Here is a 17,302-nt window from a genome sequence, read left to right on the forward strand (position 1 = left end):
AGCCTATATCCTTCTGTGCTGGCTGCTTACTTTTAATTGTGTCAATATCGCTTGGGTGTTTTTTAGAGCTGAAAATGTGCAAGGAGCAATCAACCTGCTTAAAGGAATGTTTGGCGGAGAGGTGGTGTGGCTTAGGCTCACAGACTCTGGCACAGTTAGCACAAACTCTATCGAAGTGTGGGGGTGGATTTTCCTAGCGTTTATCCTAGCTCTAGCGTGTAAAAATAGCATAGCCCTAAGCACGCATATCAGCAGGGTGGGCGTTATTTTTGCTGGTGTGGGCTGTGCGATTTGCTTGCTAAAAATCATCGGCGATAGAGGTGCTAGCTCGCCGTTTTTATACTTTAATTTCTAGGGGCGGTTATGGAGTATAAGCGATTGGTGATAGGTTTTGGTATATCTGTGTTGGTGGCTGTGGTGGGGTATTTTGCTATGCTGGTAGTTGGTGTGCGCTACCAAATGCCACTGCTAAAAAATGCTGAAGTGTGGCTAAAAGATGTCTATGCGATGAAAGATAGGCTAAACAAAAAGCCCACACAACGCCCGCGCGTGCTTATCTTTGGTGGGTCAAATGTGCTTTTTGGCTTTAATGGGGCGATGATAGAGGCTAATGTCCCTGTCCGCTTTATCAATTATGGCACACACGCGGGGCTGCCGATCAACTACCAAGTGGATAAAATCCTACACACAGCAAGGAGTGGGGATATTGTCTTCTACTCGCCTGTATTTAGCGCGTTTTTTGCCACAGAGCCTTATGAAGATTTATGGTATGTCCAAAATATGATCTCTTGGGATAAGGAGTATGATAAATTCATCACAAAAAAGTCTGTATTCCTAGCATATCTTTATAATGATCCTATGCGGATATTTCAAAATCTAGCCAAAATCCTTGTGCGCTCTCTCCTTAAAACCAAAGAGCCAGCCACACCTAAAGCCACTGCCACCCCCACTAAAAAGTTGCTAAAAGATGGTTTGCAGATTGTGCCTTGTGGGCAGGAATTTTACGGATATAGTTATAGATCGCTTAGTGCAAATGGGGATTTTTGCTCGCAATACACCGCTACAAGCTTGGCGGCAAATGAGCCATATATCTATGCTGAAGCCACGCTCTCGCGCTTTTTTATCCAAGAGTTTTCGCGCTTGCAAGACTTTGCTAAACGAAGCGGTATTAAGGTGTTTTTGCTCTATCCTGTGAGTATGGAGAATCCACTCTTTAGCCATAATGATAGCAAGACACTAGAGAAAATAAACCGCCTAGAATCCCAGCTTTTAGCGCGTGGCATAGGCTTTGCAAACTCGTGGAAAGATGCGCATTTTGATCGCAAATATTTCTATGATACAGGCTATCATCTTAACAAGCACGGCGTAGAGCTACACACCATAGCCTTTATCAAGCTACTGCGATCTATCTTGCAAGCAGAGGGCTAAAATACTATAATCGCGCTAATTCTAGGGCGGAGGCAGTATGATCGCGCAAGAGTTGCAGAAGTTTGGATTCTCTCATTTGCTAGAGTTAGCGACCTTTGCCCCATATAGTTATGAAAGCACAATGCTTATAGATGATTTGCGTAGTGGCGCACAAGGCGTGCTTGAAGTGCGGATCCTAGCCCATAGAAGCTATGCCAAAGTGCTGCAAATCTCTGCTTATATGCTTGCTTTCTCCCAGCCCATCACGCTGACCTTTTTCCACCCAAAGCCCTATATCAAAAGGCTTTTTCCGCTAGATTCTGTGGTGTTTGTGCAGGGAGCTTTGCGCGATGATGGGGGGAGATTTTCGATGATCCAGCCAAAGACTATCCGCGAGATCAATGCCATAATCCCAAAGTTTAAGACCACGCATAAAAATGCAGATATGATAAGCCTAACCCAAAGCCTAATCACACAAGAAGCCCTGCAAGAGTGCGGGCTACCTAGTGATGTGGCAGGCTCTCTTGTGCGGATTTTCCACCCGGATAAAGAGTTTTTCCACGCTTTTTGTGCGCATAAGGGCTTTGATGAGAAGAGTCTTTATGCGCTGAAATTTTGCGAGATTTTTTATCATCTGTCGCGTTTGGCAAGTAAGCGCAGGGACTATCCGGCTAAATACTCTTGCACAGGGGATTATCAAAGCTGGGTAAAGAGCCTGCCCTTTACTCTCACTAATGCCCAGCAGCGTGTATGTGCGCAAATCGCCAGCGATCTTGCCAGCCAAAAAGCGGCTAAAAGGCTTGTGATGGGCGATGTGGGCTGCGGGAAGACTATGGTGATTTTGGCAAGTGTGATGATGAGCTATCCTAAGAAGTCCTTGCTTATGGCACCTACAAGCGTGCTAGCAAAGCAGCTTTATGAGCAGGCTCTGCTCTATTTGCCAAAATCGCTCAATATCACCTACATTAGCGCGGAATCTAAGCAGGATTTACAGGGGCTTTTTGCTTCTCAAGTGGATTTTATCATCGGGACACAAGCCTTGCTCTATCGCGAGATCAGCGCGGAAGAAGTCGCGCTTGTGATGAGTGATGAGCAGCATAGATTTGGCGTGAAGCAGCGGTATTATCTCGAGCAGCTTGCGCAAGTGGATTCTAAGAGCAAGCCCCATATCTTGCAGTTTTCTGCCACGCCAATCCCCCGCACAATGGCTATGCTAGAATCTAAAATGATTGATGTAAGCATTATCGATGAGCTACCTTATCCTAAAGACATTACCACCACTATCATAGGCAAGCCACAATTCAGCCAGCTACTCGCGCATATCCAAGCAGAAGTGGCTAAGGAGCATCAAGTAGCGATCATTTATCCGCTTGTAGAAGAGAGCCAGAGCAGCCAATATCTCTCGCTAAAAGAGGGCGAGGGCTTTTGGAGGGCGCGATTTGCGCGCGTGTATAGCACTTCAGGGCAGGATAAAGACAAAGAAAAGGTGCTAGAAGAGTTTGCGGCAAATGGCAGTATATTGCTCGCTACTACGCTTATAGAAGTGGGGATCTCACTGCCAAAGCTCTCTACCATTGTCATCATCGCCCCAGAGAAGCTAGGGCTAGCGACTTTGCACCAGCTAAGAGGCAGGGTGAGCCGCAATGGGCTTAAGGGCTACTGCTATCTTTATACGCACGCGCTAGAATCCACGCGGCTCCAAGAGTTCGCAGCGCATTTGAGTGGGTTTGACATAGCTCAAATTGATTTGAAATACCGCAAAGGTGGGGACTTGCTTGATGGTAAGAGGCAAAGTGGAGCGCAGTGGGTGTGGGCGGACTTGAGCCAAGATGAAGAGATACTTAAACGCGCTAATGAGCTGCTAGATAAGAAAGGCGATGTGTAAAAAGTGGATTCTAGGAAGCAAGCCCAAATTCTGTCATCGCGAGCCTTGCGCCACGCTACCCCCTCTGTCATCGCGAGCAAGCGCGGTAGCGATTGCGTGGCGATCCACATATCCGCGCAAGCGGATTCTAGGAAATGCTAGGAATGTCTATTGTGCTAGCGCAAAATTTATGGATTACTAAAGAAGCTGCGCTACGCTTGCTTTGCCGCGCGGATTTTCAATCCGCTCGCAATGACATAAAATAGGCTTGCTTCCTAGAATCCACTTTTTGACTTGCCGCGTTTTTCTGTCATTGGCACACCGCTTGCACCGCGTGGCGATCCACACTAGAATCCGCTTTTTGTATTTTGTGTGTTGCCACGCCGCTAAAGCGGCTCGCAATGACAGAGTGGGGGCGTTGTTTCAAAAATGGATTCTAGCAATGCGGCTATTTTTTCAGCGCGATTGCTTCTTTGACCAAGTCATCGCCGGTGTTAAATGCCTTGGCATTCATCGAGTAGCCACGCTGATAAAGAATAAGATTTGTCAAAGCATTGCCCACATCGACATTGCTTGTCTCTAGGTATTTATGCTTGATTTGCCCAAATTTGAGATTCCCTTCATTGTTCCAGCCTAGGATTGGATTGCCACTTAGGACTCTGTTTTGCCCGCCAAGGGCATTTGTCCCTAGGCTATACACATTATCGCCCATTTTTTTCAAGCCCTGATCATTGACAAACGCCACCACACCAAGCCGCCCCATAGGCTCGCTCACGCCATTACTAAAGGCTAGGAAAATAATGCCATTTTCATCGATCCTAATATCTTTAAGCGAGCCTTCTGCCTTGCCATCTTGGCTTGCTTCAAGCATTTTAGAATCCTCATAAGGCAGATTCCTTGAGGTGTATTTATCGCTGCCTGTGATTGAGTAGGTGATCTTAGAGTCTTTGAAGTCAAGCTCCATAGGGGCGGACTCTGGCTTGCCGTCTTTGTCAAAGACTAGCTCTTGGGTAACAGGCTCTTTGCTTATCATAAACTCACCACTAAAGTCATACACTGCGCTTTGCACAAGCCATCTTTGCGGGATTGGCGGTGTGCCGGTAGGATCGCCAGCGTCCATTAGATAATACTCACTCTTTAGCAAAAACTTCCCCCCATCTTCATCATAAATATCAAGCGAAGTGGAGTAAGTAGCGATCTTTAGGTCTTTGGATTGGATATGCTCATCTTGAGCTAGGGGGATCGCAGAAGTGCTAATGCCTATGCGATTTGAGAGCGCACCGCCAATAGTTACTTCAAGCTTTTGGGCTTGGGGGTTTTTGACACTAAAGGCTAGATTCCCCCTTGCCCCAAGTGTGGGGCTAAGCTCTAGCCCACTTTTGCTAAAAAGCTCCATAAGCTCACCTATGGTGCGAAACTCATTAGCACTAGCTCCGCCGCTACCATAGCTAAAGCGCAAGGTCTCTTCACTCTCACTACCTTCTTCACCCTTTTTGATAGTGATGATGATGTCCCTAAATGCACGCGGGTCAAAGGGCTGCCCATCATCATCGGCAAAGGAGGCGACATCTTGGCTTTTCACACGCGATTCATCAATCACGCCATTTGGCACGAGAAATTCCTGCGCACTCTTGAAGTTGGACTTGGCATTGAGATTGACCGCTACATCGACTTTGGTCGTTACTACGGGGTGGAATTTCAGCTCTTGGGGGATTTGCAAGGGGTGCATTTGCCCTGTTGGCAGAGAGGAGAGATCTTGCTCGCTAGGATTTGAGGTAAAGACTCCATCTTTGATCTTATCAAGATTCACACCATAGACATACTGCCCGCTAGAAGTTACCAAATATCCATCAGAGTCGCGATTAAATCCGCCATTGCGCGTGAAGTAAATGGGCTGGGGCATTTCATAGCCATCTTCTTTGACTTCAAAGCTCCCATCTTGCTTCTCGCCCACGACAAACCAGCCTTTCCCCATATACGCCACATCAAACTGCCCATCACTTGGGTGGTAATTGCCATTTTTGGTAGAAATGGCATTGCTAGCTCCTGTCGCGCCATAGGAGCGGTCGTTGTTGGTGATGGTGCTGGAGTTTAGGGTGTCCATTTGCGCACTAAAGAGATTTTTAAACTCAGGGATATTTTCTTTAAAGCCATTGGTATTGACATTGGCGATGTTATTAGAGATAGAATCCAGCCCAAATTGGTGGGTCTTCATACCGCTATAAGAGTTTAAAATCGTATCATTCATAGCCATACTTGCTCCTTTACGCGCCTTGCCCTAGCGCACTAGCTCTTTATCTTTGTCATAAAACTCAAGCGCAGCACTAAGCGGCAAGATCAGCTCGCCCATACGGATAAGCGGCTTGCCCTTGTCAAACAGCACGCTTTGGATCTCGCCTCGCCCCACACGCGTTGTTAGGTAGTGATTGGTCTTTGGGTCAAGGTTGTATTCTGCCTCCACAGAGTAAGAGCCAGAATCCATCTGCTCGCCCCTGTCATTTAGCCCGTCCCAGCTAAAGTCCAAATAGCCTTGCTGCCCATTTTTATCATCAAGTGCGATTGTGCGCACCAGCTGCTTAGACTCATCAAAGATCTGCACCACTGCCTTGCCCTTGCTCGTATCAATGGGGCGATCAAAAAAGAGCGAGAAATGCACCTTGCCTTCTCCTGTGTAATTCACGCCGCTCACATCAGTTTCAGCGATCTTGCCTACCATAGCCACACTTTGGAACGCCGAGCTTTGCGCCATTTGCCCTGCTGCTTCAATGCTATTATCCACGCCTTCTCCTAGCTTATCCATAGTCTCTTTGAGTGTGGATTGGAAGTTTTTGAACTCTTCATTGCTCTCTTGCATAACTTTCATAGAATCCACCATTTCTTTCATCGCTTTTTTGTTTTCTTCTTGCATTTCGACTTGGGTGAGCTGGGCGGTTTGGGTGATGATTTTCTCCGTCTCCATAGGCGCGGTGGGGTCTTGGTTTTTCAACTGCTCTAAAAAGAGCTTCATAAAGGCATCTTTATCTAGTCCATTGGCGATTTTGGGGGATTTTTCTTGCGTTTTTTTTATCTCGCTTGCCTGCTTTGCCCCTGTAACTTCTGCTAAATCAAGTGCCATACTCTCTCCTTACTTCCTTGTTTAAATGCTACGCATACAGCGGTAGGGTGATTTCCATACTAGGCTCGCTAGAATCCTTCGCCAAAGGCACAAAGCCTTGTTGATTGTCTCTAGCGTTTTGATCTGCGCCATTGTGGCTATCGCCACCAAATCCACCTTGTGAGCTAGAATCGTGCGAGAAGCTTAGATCTATGCCATCAAAGCCTTGGGCGATAAGGTTTTGGCGTAAATCTAGCTGATTTTGCGCAAAGATATTGATCACTTGAGGGTTTGATACTACGCTTATATGCAAGTTATTGCCCCTTTGCGTGATTGTAAGCTCGATATTGCCTAGCTCTTTGGGATTAAGCTCTAGGGAGATCTTATTCATCGGGGGCTTGAATTTTTTCACCTCTTGGTCAAATTGATTGACAAATGAAGTGATCATCTCTTTAACCTGTGGCTTGCTTAGCTCTTGCTTCATCGCACTTGCCCCCAAAGCCGCACTTGCAGCAAGCTTAGATTCTGGCTTAGAATCTAGCTTTTGCTCGCTAGCTTTATCAGTCTTTTGGGGTTTGCCAAGCTCTTGGAGCTCTTTAGGCATAGGCTCAAGCTCTTGCATAGGCTCTGCTAGGCTAGATTCCATCTCCATAGCGCGGGCTAGCTCCTTTTGCACACTAGATTCTGGCTCTGGGCTTAGGACTCTAGCTTCTTTGCCTGCTTGTGCAGTGGGGCTGGCTTTGTCTTTTGCATTAGTCACAGCCTTTGTGCGTGCGTTTTGATCCTTTGGATCTTTGTTGGATTTTTGGGATTCTTTTAGGGCTTCTTGCGCACTTTGGACCAAAGCTGGAGCAGCCATAGCTGCACTAGCACTTGCGAGCCTTTGGGCAGTTTGTGTGGGCTGGGATAGCCCTTGTATAGGTGCTTTTGGGGCTATATCACTCTCTTTGCTAGCAAAAAGCTCAGCTTTAATCTGCTCTAAGTCCAGCTCCCTGCCTGCGATAATGTCTTTTTGTATCTGCTCAAAGACTCTTTCTTGTCTCTCGTTTTTAATCCTAGATTCTGTGATATTTTTGGGCAGTGTCTTGCCGCGATTGATGATAGCAATTTTCTCACTTTTGCTTTCAATGGCGTATTCTATGCGATTAGCCTTGCCGCTTCTGCGTGCTGCTGCATCAAGGGCATTTGCCGCACTAAGCATAGAAAAAAACGGGCGCAAGCTCATCTCATCTTGCTTGTCAAAAAACTGCTTGATCCCTTCACTTGCTGGGGCTTGGCGCAAGCCCGTGCGTGCTTGCACAGAGTTTTTAAACTCATCTTCTTGCTGGGTAAATTCTGCTTTGCTAGGGTTTAGCCCGAGATCTTGCGCCTTTTGCACCACATCGCCTAATGTCGGGGCTTTTGCAGTAGGGTTGGCAGGGGTGGGGGCATTAGATTTTGGCGCATTGGCTTGGGCATTGGCTAGAGGGCTGCCCCCGCCTGCGCTAGATCCTACACTAGATCCTGCGCCTATCTTGCTAGAATCCTTGATCGCCATATCTTGTGCCATAGCTGCAGCAGCCCCGCTAGCTTGCAAAGCGGCTATGCCAGATTGCGCTACTTCAGCCCCGCTAGAATCCACTAGGCTTTGAGTAGGGGCGTTTGTGGGAGTGGGGGTAGCAGGAGTGCTAGAATCTGCCTTATTGGCATTTTGCGTGATTTTTGATAGGAAGCTCTCTTGTGGCTCTTGCTTTGCCATATCATTTAAGCTCTTTTTCTGCGGTGCTTGCGGACTAGAATCCACTAGGGCAGGGGTTTGGGGCTTTAGACTTTTTGCAAGGCTAGATTCTAGTGCATCTTGCTCGCTTTTAGCTTGCCCATTTTGAGTGGGGGATTTGGGTGCATTGCCAGAGACTTGCCCAGAGATTTGCGATGCAGAAGCCTGCAGCGCAGCCCCCAAAGGATTGCTTGCTTGCGGGAGATTGGCAGAAGTGGCTTGAGTAGGGGCGTTTGCCTTATTGGCAGGCGTATTTGGGCTAGGGGGCGTGCTAGGTGGTGTGGAGATAGATTGCGCTTGAGCAGGAGTGCTAGTGGCAGGGAGATTTGGGCTAGGTGTGCTAGATTTTGCATTTGCCTGTAAGGCAGGGGTTATAGGCTTAGTGGCTTTGGCTATGGACGCATTTGCTGGCTTTGCTTGTGGGGCTGTGTCTTGGGCTTTTAGTGATTGCTCAAGCACACTTTTAAAATCTGGCACAAACTCAGCCTTAGGTGCGGCTTGCTTGGGGGGATCCACAGGAAACGGAGTCTTTTTAACAGCATCAATCTTACTTACTTGCTCTAGCACTTCTTGATCCTTGCTTGAAGATTTGACAATCCTAAAGCAAAAAGGATTCCATATTGAAAGCTACAATTCTAGCAAATCTTAGAATCCTAATTAAGCGAAGTGTAAAAAGTGGATTCTAGTAAAAACGCCTCAATCTGTCATCGCGAGCCTTGCGCTAGCAAGGCGTGGCGATCCATAACACAACCCTAGAATCCACTTTTTCAAAAGCTTGTTTTACTTCAACACGATTCTAAGGGTTGCGGTGGGGACCGTGGTTGTTTTACGCTATTTTTAGGGCAGAGCAAGACTAGAGGTCTGCGGTTGTCCTAAAAATAGCGTAATCAATCGCATTGCTTACCCAAGACTAAATCGCCCAAGACTGAATCGCTCAACCGCAACGCCCTACTGCTTAAACGCCCAAAACTTGCTGATAATATACCCACTTGCTGTATAAAACACCGCGGCAATAATTTGTGAGAGATATTTATCTACCAAAAAGACGCGATGGCACACAATCAGCACGCCAAGATTGATGAGATAGGCTAGCCCCATAGCCACGCCAAAGCGGATAAGATCTTGCTTGTGAGAGTTGGTAGATTGAAAAGTAAAGGTCTTATTAAGTATATATGAGTTGGCAAATCCCACCGCATAGCCAAGGACATTTGCCACTTCTGGGATCACGCCAAACCACATTAGCACAAGGATCACAACCCAGCACACAAGCGTATTGATCCCGCCGACAATGGCATATTTCACCGCACTCATTTGTAGCACTTTTTTCACATTAGCTCCTTTCATCGTTGCATTGCCACCGACCCTTTTGACCGCCTATTGCAAAGTGGATTCTAGGCGTGTGCTAGGCGGTCGCGGATTTGCAGCAGGGCTTTATAGCGGTGGGATAGGGAGTTTTTCACTTCAGAGGGTAGCTCTGCTAGGGTTTGTGAGAATCCATCTGGGATAAACATCGAGTCATAGCCAAAGCCATTATGCCCCCTCTCTTTATTGATCACTTCTCCTTCACACACGCCATTTGCCACATACTCCACATACTCGCCGCGCGATCCTATGCCTACTAATGCCACGCAAGCTACAAACTGCGCCCTAGAGCTAGTAACCCCTCTTTTCTCTAGCTCGATGATAAGCTTGCAGCGGTTCGCGCCATCTTCGGCATTTCTATGTGTAGTGCTTGCATAGCGCGCGCTTTTAACTCCGGGCTCTCCACCTAGCGCATCGACACAAATCCCGCTATCATCGGCTATCACAAACACACTATACAGATTCCCGGGCAGGGCGTTGAACACAGCTTTTGCCTTGATAAGGGCATTGTCTTTAAAAGTAGATCCCCACTCTTCAGGCTCTAGCAAGATATTTGCATCCTTTTGGCTAATCACCTGCCCCAAATCCCCAAGCATTTCGCGGATCTCGCGGATTTTGCCATTATTACCACTAGCGACAATAAACTGAAACATCTGCACTCCTAAATGATGAAATACTCTCACAAGCACAAAGCCAAGCTTTGATAAAAACCAGCTATAATAGCAGATTTAACACAACTTAACTCAAGGATTATCCAATGTTCAAGGCAATTCTCCCCCTAAGCTTCGTGGTATTTTTGCGATTTTTGGGGCTATTTATCGTGCTACCTGTGATTTCTTTGTATGTTGCAGAATTTGGCGAGACTTCAGCGATCTTGCTAGGGCTAGCGGTGAGTGGGGCATATCTTACGCAAATCATCTTCCAAACGCCCTTTGGAATCCTAAGCGATAAAATCGATCGCAAAAAGGTCGTTATGGCAGGGCTTTTGATTTTTCTTATCGGCTCTGTTATTTGCGCATTAGCCGATAATATTTATACGCTTATCCTTGGGCGATTTATCCAAGGAGCAGGTGCGATAGGCGGTGTGGTAAGCGCGCAGATCACTGATCTTGTGCGAGAAGAGCAGCGCACAGGGGCTATGGCGATTATGGGTGGGGGGATATTTGCTAGCTTTACACTTGCTATGCTTATTGGTCCAATCATCGGCGGCTATGTCGGCGTGGCGTGGCTCTTTTGGCTTACAGCACTACTGACAGTTATCTCAATGATCTTGCTCCTTGTAGTCCCTGCTACACCTAAAATCTCCTACTCTTTTAAGCAAAAACCACAAAAAAGCGCGCGCAATCTCAATCTCACCATTATGAATTGCAGCTCCTTTTTAGAAAAAATGTTTATGACGCTTATTTTTGTGGTGATTCCTCTGTGTTTTGTCAATGAGCTAGGATCGCACAAAGAAGATTTATGGAAGATCTACACTCCAGCGGCACTTTGTGGGATTTTCGCCTTAGCACCTGCGAGTATTTTGGCAGAGAAGTATGGCAGGGCGAAGCTCGTGCTAGGCTATGGTGTGGGGCTATTTTTGATCGCATATATGCTGCTTGCCATTGGTGGGGCGGAAAACTACTTATGGCTTTTTGTGGCTGGGATCACGCTATTTTTCATAGGGTTTGCGACTTTAGAGCCTATAATGCAATCACTCACAAGCAAGTATGCTAAGGCGCACGAGAGAGGCAAGGCATTAGGAGTTTTCACCACTTACGCGTATGCAGGGTCGTTTGCAGGTGGGGTGCTAGGGGGCGTGCTATACCACCATTTTGGGATTATGTGGATAGGGATTATTGTCTCAATCATTTGTGTGCTATGGCTAGGCTCTTTGCTCTTCCTAGCAAACCCCACAAAGCAGAAAAATCTCTATCTCCCCATAAGCGAGTATGCTAGCGACAAAATCGCTACCCTAGAATCCACAAATGGCATTATCGAAATCTACACCAACGACACAGAAGGCGTGATTGTTTTAAAATACAATAGCGATATACTTGATACGCACAATGCCCAAGCCATAGCCGACACCATAAAGAAGCCCCAATGACAGCCCCTATAATTAGCAAAAAAATCCTAAACATCGTAGGGCGAACCAATGCCAAATACAAGCTTATACAAGAGGGCGATAGAATCCTACTAGGGCTAAGTGGAGGCAAGGACTCTATGCTGCTTGCTACAATCCTTGCGTATATGAAAAAGCACGCGCCTTTTTCCTTTGACTTTAAGGCAGTTACGATTGATTATGGCAGAGGTGGGGAGTATGACTACATCATCAAGTATTGTGAGCAAAACAATATCCCTTATGAGAGAATCCGCACAGATATTTATAAGATTTTAGAAGAGCATAAACGAGAGGGCACGATTTACTGCAGCTTTTGCTCTAGAATGCGCCGCGGCAGTCTCTATACGCTTGCACTAGAAGGCGGCTTTAACAAAATCGCCCTAGGACATCACTTAGATGATGCGGTGGAGAGCTTTTTTATGAATCTTAGCTTTAATGGTGCGCTGCGCTCTATGCCGCCCATTTATCGCGCGCAAAATGGCTTATATGTCCTGCGACCGATGATTTTCGTGCGTGAGCGACAGATCCGTGATTTTATCGCTCATAACAACATCTACATAGCCCCTGATTGCAACTGCCCGATAAATTGGCTGCCTGAAGACAAACGCCCCAAATCTCGCGCCAACACCAAAAAAATGCTAGAAACCCTAGAGCTTGAGAATCCACTTTTATTCAAATCGCTAAAAAATGCCTTTAGCAATATACACGCAAATAGCTTTAGTGATGAGCGATTTTTAGACCCGCAAGAATCCTAGCTAGAATCTATATCTTCTCATCGCTAAAAATAAGCCCATCATTATCAAGTCGCATAGGGATCACGCGAAAATGCTGGAATCTATCTTGCAAGGCTTGAAGCAAGCGGCTCATATCGCCCTCTAAACAGAGATTAAAAAAGCTACTCCCACTGCCTGAAAGTGTGCTCATTAGCGCGCCATTTTCTAGCGCGCATTTTTGCACGCTAAAAAGCACAGGATATTGGCGCATTCTGCGCTCTTGGTGGAGCTTATCTCTGCTTGCTAGCCTTAGCAAATCCCACTTTTCTTGCATAATCGCCGCGCTTAAGACACTTGTGTGCGACATATTGTAGATGACATCTTGGCTAGCGTATTTTTTAGGCAGGCTTTGGCGAGAGTATTTAGTCGAGATAGAGCGATTGGGGATCACCATAACCGCGCGTAAATATGCAGGCATAGTATGCGTAATGACACTTACCTTCCTAGAATCCACTCTGCCCCCTAGCATAGAGATAGTAAATCCCCCAAACGCCGCTGGAGCGATATTATCAGGGTGTGGCTCATAAACTAGGGCTTGCTCTAAAATATCTTGCTTGTTTATAGGGAGATTTGCCACCTTATAGGCTGCTGCGATCGCCCCCACAATCACTGCCGAGCTGCTGCCCATACCCCTTGATACAGGGATTTTGTTAAAAAACTCAAAGCGGAATTCTCTCTCATCTACCCCCAAATGCTCCAAGGTCTTGCGGAAAATTTTTACAAACATATTATCCGCTAAAAATCGCTGCACCCCCTGCCCCTCTCCATAGATCTCCACGCTACTCTCACGCGCCCTTGTGATATGAAACTCATTGCGAAAATCTAGGCTAAGCCCAAGCACATCAAGTCCGGGTCCCAAATTAGCACTTGTAGCAGGCACACTAAGAATCATTTATCCCCTTTAGTTTTTAATGCAATTATAGCAAAGGCTAAGTTTTTCGATAGACTAAGATTAGCCCCCCAAAGACAATCGCACCAATGCCAAGCAGCATTAGCGCGCTAGGCACGCCATCAAACGCCACGCCAATTAGCACAGAAAACACCACATCAAGATAGCTCACGCCTGCGACTATGCCAGCCTTTTTGGCTACACCATAGCTTTTGGTAATGTGGATTTGATACAGCACGCCAATAATCCCCATAGCCCCGATAAACACCCACGACTTTACATCTGGCATAACAAAAGGCGCGATGAAAAAATCCAGACCACTAGGGGCGTAAAATGCCCCTATCATCATAGAGCAAAGTGGCAGAATCGTCCCAATAGCGATAAATGAAAAGGCGATATACTCTGTGGGATAGAAATTGCGCAAGCTACGCACACTCGCAAGAGCCAATGCGGCAAAAAACCCACTCACCACACCAAGCATAGCATTTTTGCTATCAATTTGTATTAGGCTAGCATCAAAGGGCTGGAAAATACACAGCACCCCAGCAAACGCGATGAAAATCCCCACCCAACCGCGCAGCCCTATGCTTTCTTTAAACAAGAAAAACGCAATAAGCGTGATGAAAATAGGCGAGGTCTTTTGAAAAGCAAATGCCCCACCAAGCGAAATATGCGCGACATTATAAAAAAACAAATATAAAGAAATCGTCCCCACAAGTCCTCGAAAAAGCAGTAAGAAAAAATGCCCCCCAGCCTTGTGGATTTTGACTTTACTTAGCAGATAGAGCATAAATACCATTCCAATAGCATTGCGGAAAAACATAATCTCAATGCTAGGCAACCCCTCTTGACTTAAAATCTTTGCACACATACCTATAAGAGCAAACTCTAGGCAGGCAAGCACCATAAAATACACGCCAAGATTATGTCTAATCACTGCAAACATTTCACACCTTCTGGATTCTACTATGCTTCACGCACGGCTTTTGCCGCTTGCAATCTCTTACAACCTGATCTCTTACACCTGCCATAGCTAAAAGTGGATTCTAGTAAGCAAAGCACTGCAATCATCTGCCTAGGCTATGGATTGACTAAACGCTCGATCCTAGATTGAATGCTCACGATATTATAACGCGCTTGGTTGATGTTTGTCTGCATTGTTGTAAGCAGTAGTTGGGCGTTGATTAGCTCGGTGTAAGTGGAGAGATTTTGCAAATAGCGGTTGTTTGTGATGATGTAGTTTTCTTTGGCTTGGTGGAGAGAATCTTGCGAGATAGTAAGCTGGTGCTTGGCATTGGCATAATCACGCAAAAGCCCATCGATTTGCAAGCTCGCATTTCTCTCATACTGCAAGAGATTTTGCCTAAGCGCGTATAAATCATACTTTTTGACCTGATAGGCAAAGCCATCGCGCAAGCCGTTGAAGAAATTTAGCGTGAAGTTTAGCCGCACTTGTGATTGCAAGCCGTAGTAGTTGTTTGCCCTGCCTGCGCCATCGATATACCAATGTTTAATGCCTGTTAGATCAAGCTGGGGGAGAAACTGCGCCTTTGTCATTTGGAAGGCTAGATCCGCGGATTTGACTTGGGATTTGACTAGGAGATAGTCAGGATTGCGCTCTAGAATCTCTGCGATTAAATGCTGCTTGTCATAAATGTGTAAATGCACCTTTTGTATCTCTTCTATTTGCTCTGCTTGCACACTCTCCCCAAGCAAATTCTCTAGCTCATTAAGCGCGTAGGTTAGATTCATCTTGGCATTTTCTAGGGAAATATTGGCATTGGAGAGTTGTAGCTGCATTGTAAGCACTTCATTTTTGGCACGCAAGCCCTGCTGATAGAAAGAATTTGCCTTTTTAAGCTGCTCATTAAGCAAGCGGGCGGATTCTTGCGCGGTGTTTAGCAACGCCTTGCTCTGCAAGATTTTGATATACGCAAGTCTAGTGTTTAGGATAATATCTGCTTTAGCACTATGGAGCAAAAACTGCTGGCGGACAAGATTTTGCTTAGATTCTGCGGTGGTCAAATAGTCTTTAAATCCACGGAAGAGATTTATACTCGCGCTTAAGTTTATGTCGTTTAAAGAATAGTGCGGCGAGAGACTTGGGGCATTGTAGCTATATGTATAGCCGCTACTAAGCGTGGGCAAAAAATTCGCGTAGGTGGAGTATTTGTTGTAAGTAGCAGCAGAGACATAGTGCATTTGGCTCTGCACTTTTGCTGAGTATCGCAGGGCTTTATCGATGGCTTCTTCTAGCGACAATCCGCCCAAAGCCACACAGCTAAACACAGCATAAACACACAAACTTCTACATAATATCTTCAAACATTATCCTTGCATATCTAGGGAATATCATAGCGCACAGCCTTGATAAACTTAGGCTTCCAATAGCTATGAGAAAGACTAGCAATTTTCGCGCCACCTTTTGCTGATAGGTGCAGAAACTCGCCATCTTGTAGATAAATCCCCACATGATAGCCAAGCGCACCTCGCCCTGTTTTGAAAAACACCAAATCCCCCGCTTGTAGCTTGCTTTGCTTGATCTTTTTGCCGCCTTTCATTTGATCAATCGTGGTGCGAGGGAGCTGTGTCCCAAAGCTCTCACTAAACACACTTTGCACAAAGCCACTGCAGTCTGCTCCGCTCCTTTTCACACCTCCAGAGACATAGGGCGTAAATTTCCAGCGACTCTGCTGGGAGAGGAGCGCGCCAACCACACTAGAATCCACTTTTTTATTGTCGTTTTGGGATTCTAGGATTTTAGCTTGTTTTTCTTCACGGATTCTAGGGATTGCGGTGGGGCTAGTGGGGCTTTTTAAGGATTTTAGGGGGGAGCTAGACTGATGGTCTGCAGTTCCCCTAAAATCCTTAAAATCGCCGCTATGCCTACCCAAGACCGAATCCTTAGAAACATAGCCTGCTTGGCGGGCGTGTGCATTAAAGTCTTGCAAAAAGCAGCCCTGCACATACACACCACAAACACCGACACAAACAACAAACCTCAAGGACACTACCGCTCGCATAAAGGCTCCATTATATGCGACTTAGCTGGGCATTAGACTCTAGGCGATTAAGCCATACAAACACTCTCACCACCGCTTCATACAGCTCCACTGGAATCTCGCTTTCAATCTCTACTTGCAAAAGCATATCCACTAGCTCTTCATTAGCAAACAAAGGGACATCGTATTCTTTAGCCTTAGCGATGATTTTTTCTGCGATACTACCCTTGCCGCTTGCTAGCACCTTTGGGGCGCGATCTTGCTGGGCGTTATAGGCTAGGGCTGCTGCTTTTTGCATACGCGCTAATACCTTAGGGCAATATCATCAAGCTCGCTCCAGCTTGGCTTTGGCTTAGTGTTTAGGGCATTTGCGGCAAAGGCACGCATAGATTCTGCATTGCTCATTTTGGCAAGGATATGTGCCACTGATCGCACAAGCACATCTGTTTCAATATTGACCCTGCGCCCTACGCGATAGCTTGCAAACAAGGTGTTTTGCATTGTGTGGGGGATAAGTGTGAGTGTGAAGCTATCGCGCTGCACGCTAGAAATCGTTAGGCTAATGCCATCGATTGTGATAGAGCCTTGTGGGATAGCAAGCTGCAGTGTAGGCTCATCTGCTGCTATGGTAAAAAGCGTTTGATTAGCGTGGGGATTTATGGCGGTGATTGTGCCAATGCTATCAATATGCCCCTGCACGAAATGCCCATCTAGCCGAGAGTCCGCTCGCAGTGCAGGCTCGATATGCACACACTTAGTGTAATTCTCCATAGCTACGCTTTGGGCTGAATGCTTAGAAATCTCTAGGGAAAAGCCATCGCTATGAAGTGCGATCACTGTCAAGCACATACCATTGACCGCGATACTATCGCCAATTTGCGGTGTATATGTGCTCTCAAGTCGCAAGATGTTGTTTTCTAACGCACGCACCTTTGCGATCTCTCGCACCAATCCACTAAACATACTAGAATCCTAATGTGTAATCTTGATAAGTGTGGATTGTAGCAAAACTTTGTATAGCAAACTAGGCAGTATGCAAATTTAAGCTACA

15 protein-coding genes and 2 pseudogenes are annotated in these 17,302 nt (G+C 46.3%); 6 read left to right on the top strand and 11 right to left on the bottom strand.

All coding sequences use genetic code 11. From position 1 onward, the window contains the following. The 4 genes and pseudogenes from NYG90_RS08225 to NYG90_RS08240 form a co-directional block, all read left to right on the top strand. Positions 1-355 (top strand): annotated as a pseudogene (locus NYG90_RS08225) (MBOAT family O-acyltransferase); the annotation flags it as partial. An 8-nt stretch (positions 356-363) separates the two neighbouring features. Beyond that, on the top strand, positions 364-1,428 hold the full coding sequence (locus NYG90_RS08230) for a hypothetical protein (protein WP_285257616.1): 1,065 nt from the start codon (positions 364-366) through the stop codon (positions 1,426-1,428). A 37-nt stretch (positions 1,429-1,465) separates the two neighbouring features. Beyond that, entirely contained in the window at positions 1,466-3,292 is a 1,827-nt protein-coding gene (recG, locus tag NYG90_RS08235) for an ATP-dependent DNA helicase RecG (RefSeq protein ID WP_285257615.1), read from the top strand. Between the two features lie 3 nt (positions 3,293-3,295). Next, the gene (locus NYG90_RS08240) at positions 3,296-3,433 is read left to right on the top strand and encodes a hypothetical protein (protein WP_285264929.1); all 138 of its coding nucleotides are present in this window, start codon (positions 3,296-3,298) and stop codon (positions 3,431-3,433) included. A gap of 286 nt (positions 3,434-3,719) precedes the next feature. Here the strand turns inward: NYG90_RS08240 and NYG90_RS08245 are convergent, their stop codons facing one another. The 5 genes and pseudogenes from NYG90_RS08245 to rdgB all read right to left on the bottom strand — a co-directional run bounded on the left by NYG90_RS08245 (position 3,720) and on the right by rdgB (position 10,136). Beyond that, complete coding sequence (locus NYG90_RS08245) at positions 3,720-5,525, bottom strand: flagellar hook-basal body complex protein (protein ID WP_285257612.1); 1,806 nt, start codon at positions 5,523-5,525, stop codon at positions 3,720-3,722. A gap of 36 nt (positions 5,526-5,561) precedes the next feature. Further along, positions 5,562-6,386, bottom strand: a pseudogene (gene flgD, locus NYG90_RS08250) (flagellar hook assembly protein FlgD); the annotation flags it as partial. 28 nt (positions 6,387-6,414) lie between these two features. Beyond that, a complete protein-coding gene (fliK, locus tag NYG90_RS08255) occupies positions 6,415-8,688 on the bottom strand; it encodes a flagellar hook-length control protein FliK (RefSeq protein ID WP_285257611.1) in 2,274 nt (757 codons plus the stop codon). Between the two features lie 381 nt (positions 8,689-9,069). Beyond that, entirely contained in the window at positions 9,070-9,450 is a 381-nt protein-coding gene (locus NYG90_RS08260) for a GtrA family protein (RefSeq protein WP_181814177.1), read from the bottom strand. A gap of 62 nt (positions 9,451-9,512) precedes the next feature. Beyond that, entirely contained in the window at positions 9,513-10,136 is a 624-nt protein-coding gene (gene rdgB, locus NYG90_RS08265) for an RdgB/HAM1 family non-canonical purine NTP pyrophosphatase (RefSeq protein WP_115011259.1), read from the bottom strand. A gap of 104 nt (positions 10,137-10,240) precedes the next feature. Here rdgB and NYG90_RS08270 point away from each other — a divergent pair, with 104 nt between their 5' ends. Both NYG90_RS08270 and NYG90_RS08275 read left to right on the top strand, forming a co-directional pair. After that, complete coding sequence (locus NYG90_RS08270; RefSeq protein ID WP_285264930.1) at positions 10,241-11,572, top strand: MFS transporter; 1,332 nt, start codon at positions 10,241-10,243, stop codon at positions 11,570-11,572. Next, on the top strand, positions 11,569-12,342 hold the full coding sequence (locus NYG90_RS08275; protein WP_285257609.1) for a tRNA 2-thiocytidine biosynthesis TtcA family protein: 774 nt from the start codon (positions 11,569-11,571) through the stop codon (positions 12,340-12,342). Before NYG90_RS08270 ends, NYG90_RS08275 begins: the two co-directional genes overlap by 4 nt. A gap of 7 nt (positions 12,343-12,349) precedes the next feature. Here the strand turns inward: NYG90_RS08275 and thrB are convergent, their stop codons facing one another. The 6 genes from thrB to ribE form a co-directional block, all read right to left on the bottom strand. Then, a complete protein-coding gene (gene thrB / locus NYG90_RS08280; protein WP_285257608.1) occupies positions 12,350-13,252 on the bottom strand; it encodes a homoserine kinase in 903 nt (300 codons plus the stop codon). A gap of 37 nt (positions 13,253-13,289) precedes the next feature. Next, entirely contained in the window at positions 13,290-14,195 is a 906-nt protein-coding gene (locus NYG90_RS08285; protein ID WP_285257607.1) for a DMT family transporter, read from the bottom strand. Between the two features lie 134 nt (positions 14,196-14,329). Continuing rightward, a complete protein-coding gene (locus NYG90_RS08290) occupies positions 14,330-15,574 on the bottom strand; it encodes a TolC family protein (RefSeq protein ID WP_285257606.1) in 1,245 nt (414 codons plus the stop codon). 17 nt (positions 15,575-15,591) lie between these two features. Beyond that, complete coding sequence (locus NYG90_RS08295; RefSeq protein WP_285257605.1) at positions 15,592-16,272, bottom strand: C40 family peptidase; 681 nt, start codon at positions 16,270-16,272, stop codon at positions 15,592-15,594. Positions 16,273-16,282: 10 nt separating this feature from the next. Continuing rightward, positions 16,283-16,549 carry an EscU/YscU/HrcU family type III secretion system export apparatus switch protein gene (locus tag NYG90_RS08300; RefSeq protein ID WP_115011266.1) on the bottom strand — a complete coding sequence of 89 codons (267 nt, stop codon included), beginning with the start codon at positions 16,547-16,549 and terminating at the stop codon, positions 16,283-16,285. 5 nt (positions 16,550-16,554) lie between these two features. Continuing rightward, on the bottom strand, positions 16,555-17,214 hold the full coding sequence (ribE, locus tag NYG90_RS08305) for a riboflavin synthase (protein WP_115011267.1): 660 nt from the start codon (positions 17,212-17,214) through the stop codon (positions 16,555-16,557). Positions 17,215-17,302: the final 88 nt, after the last annotated feature.

This window comes from Helicobacter zhangjianzhongii (assembly GCF_030249855.1).
In the GTDB taxonomy this organism is placed as follows: domain Bacteria; phylum Campylobacterota; class Campylobacteria; order Campylobacterales; family Helicobacteraceae; genus Helicobacter_B; species Helicobacter_B zhangjianzhongii.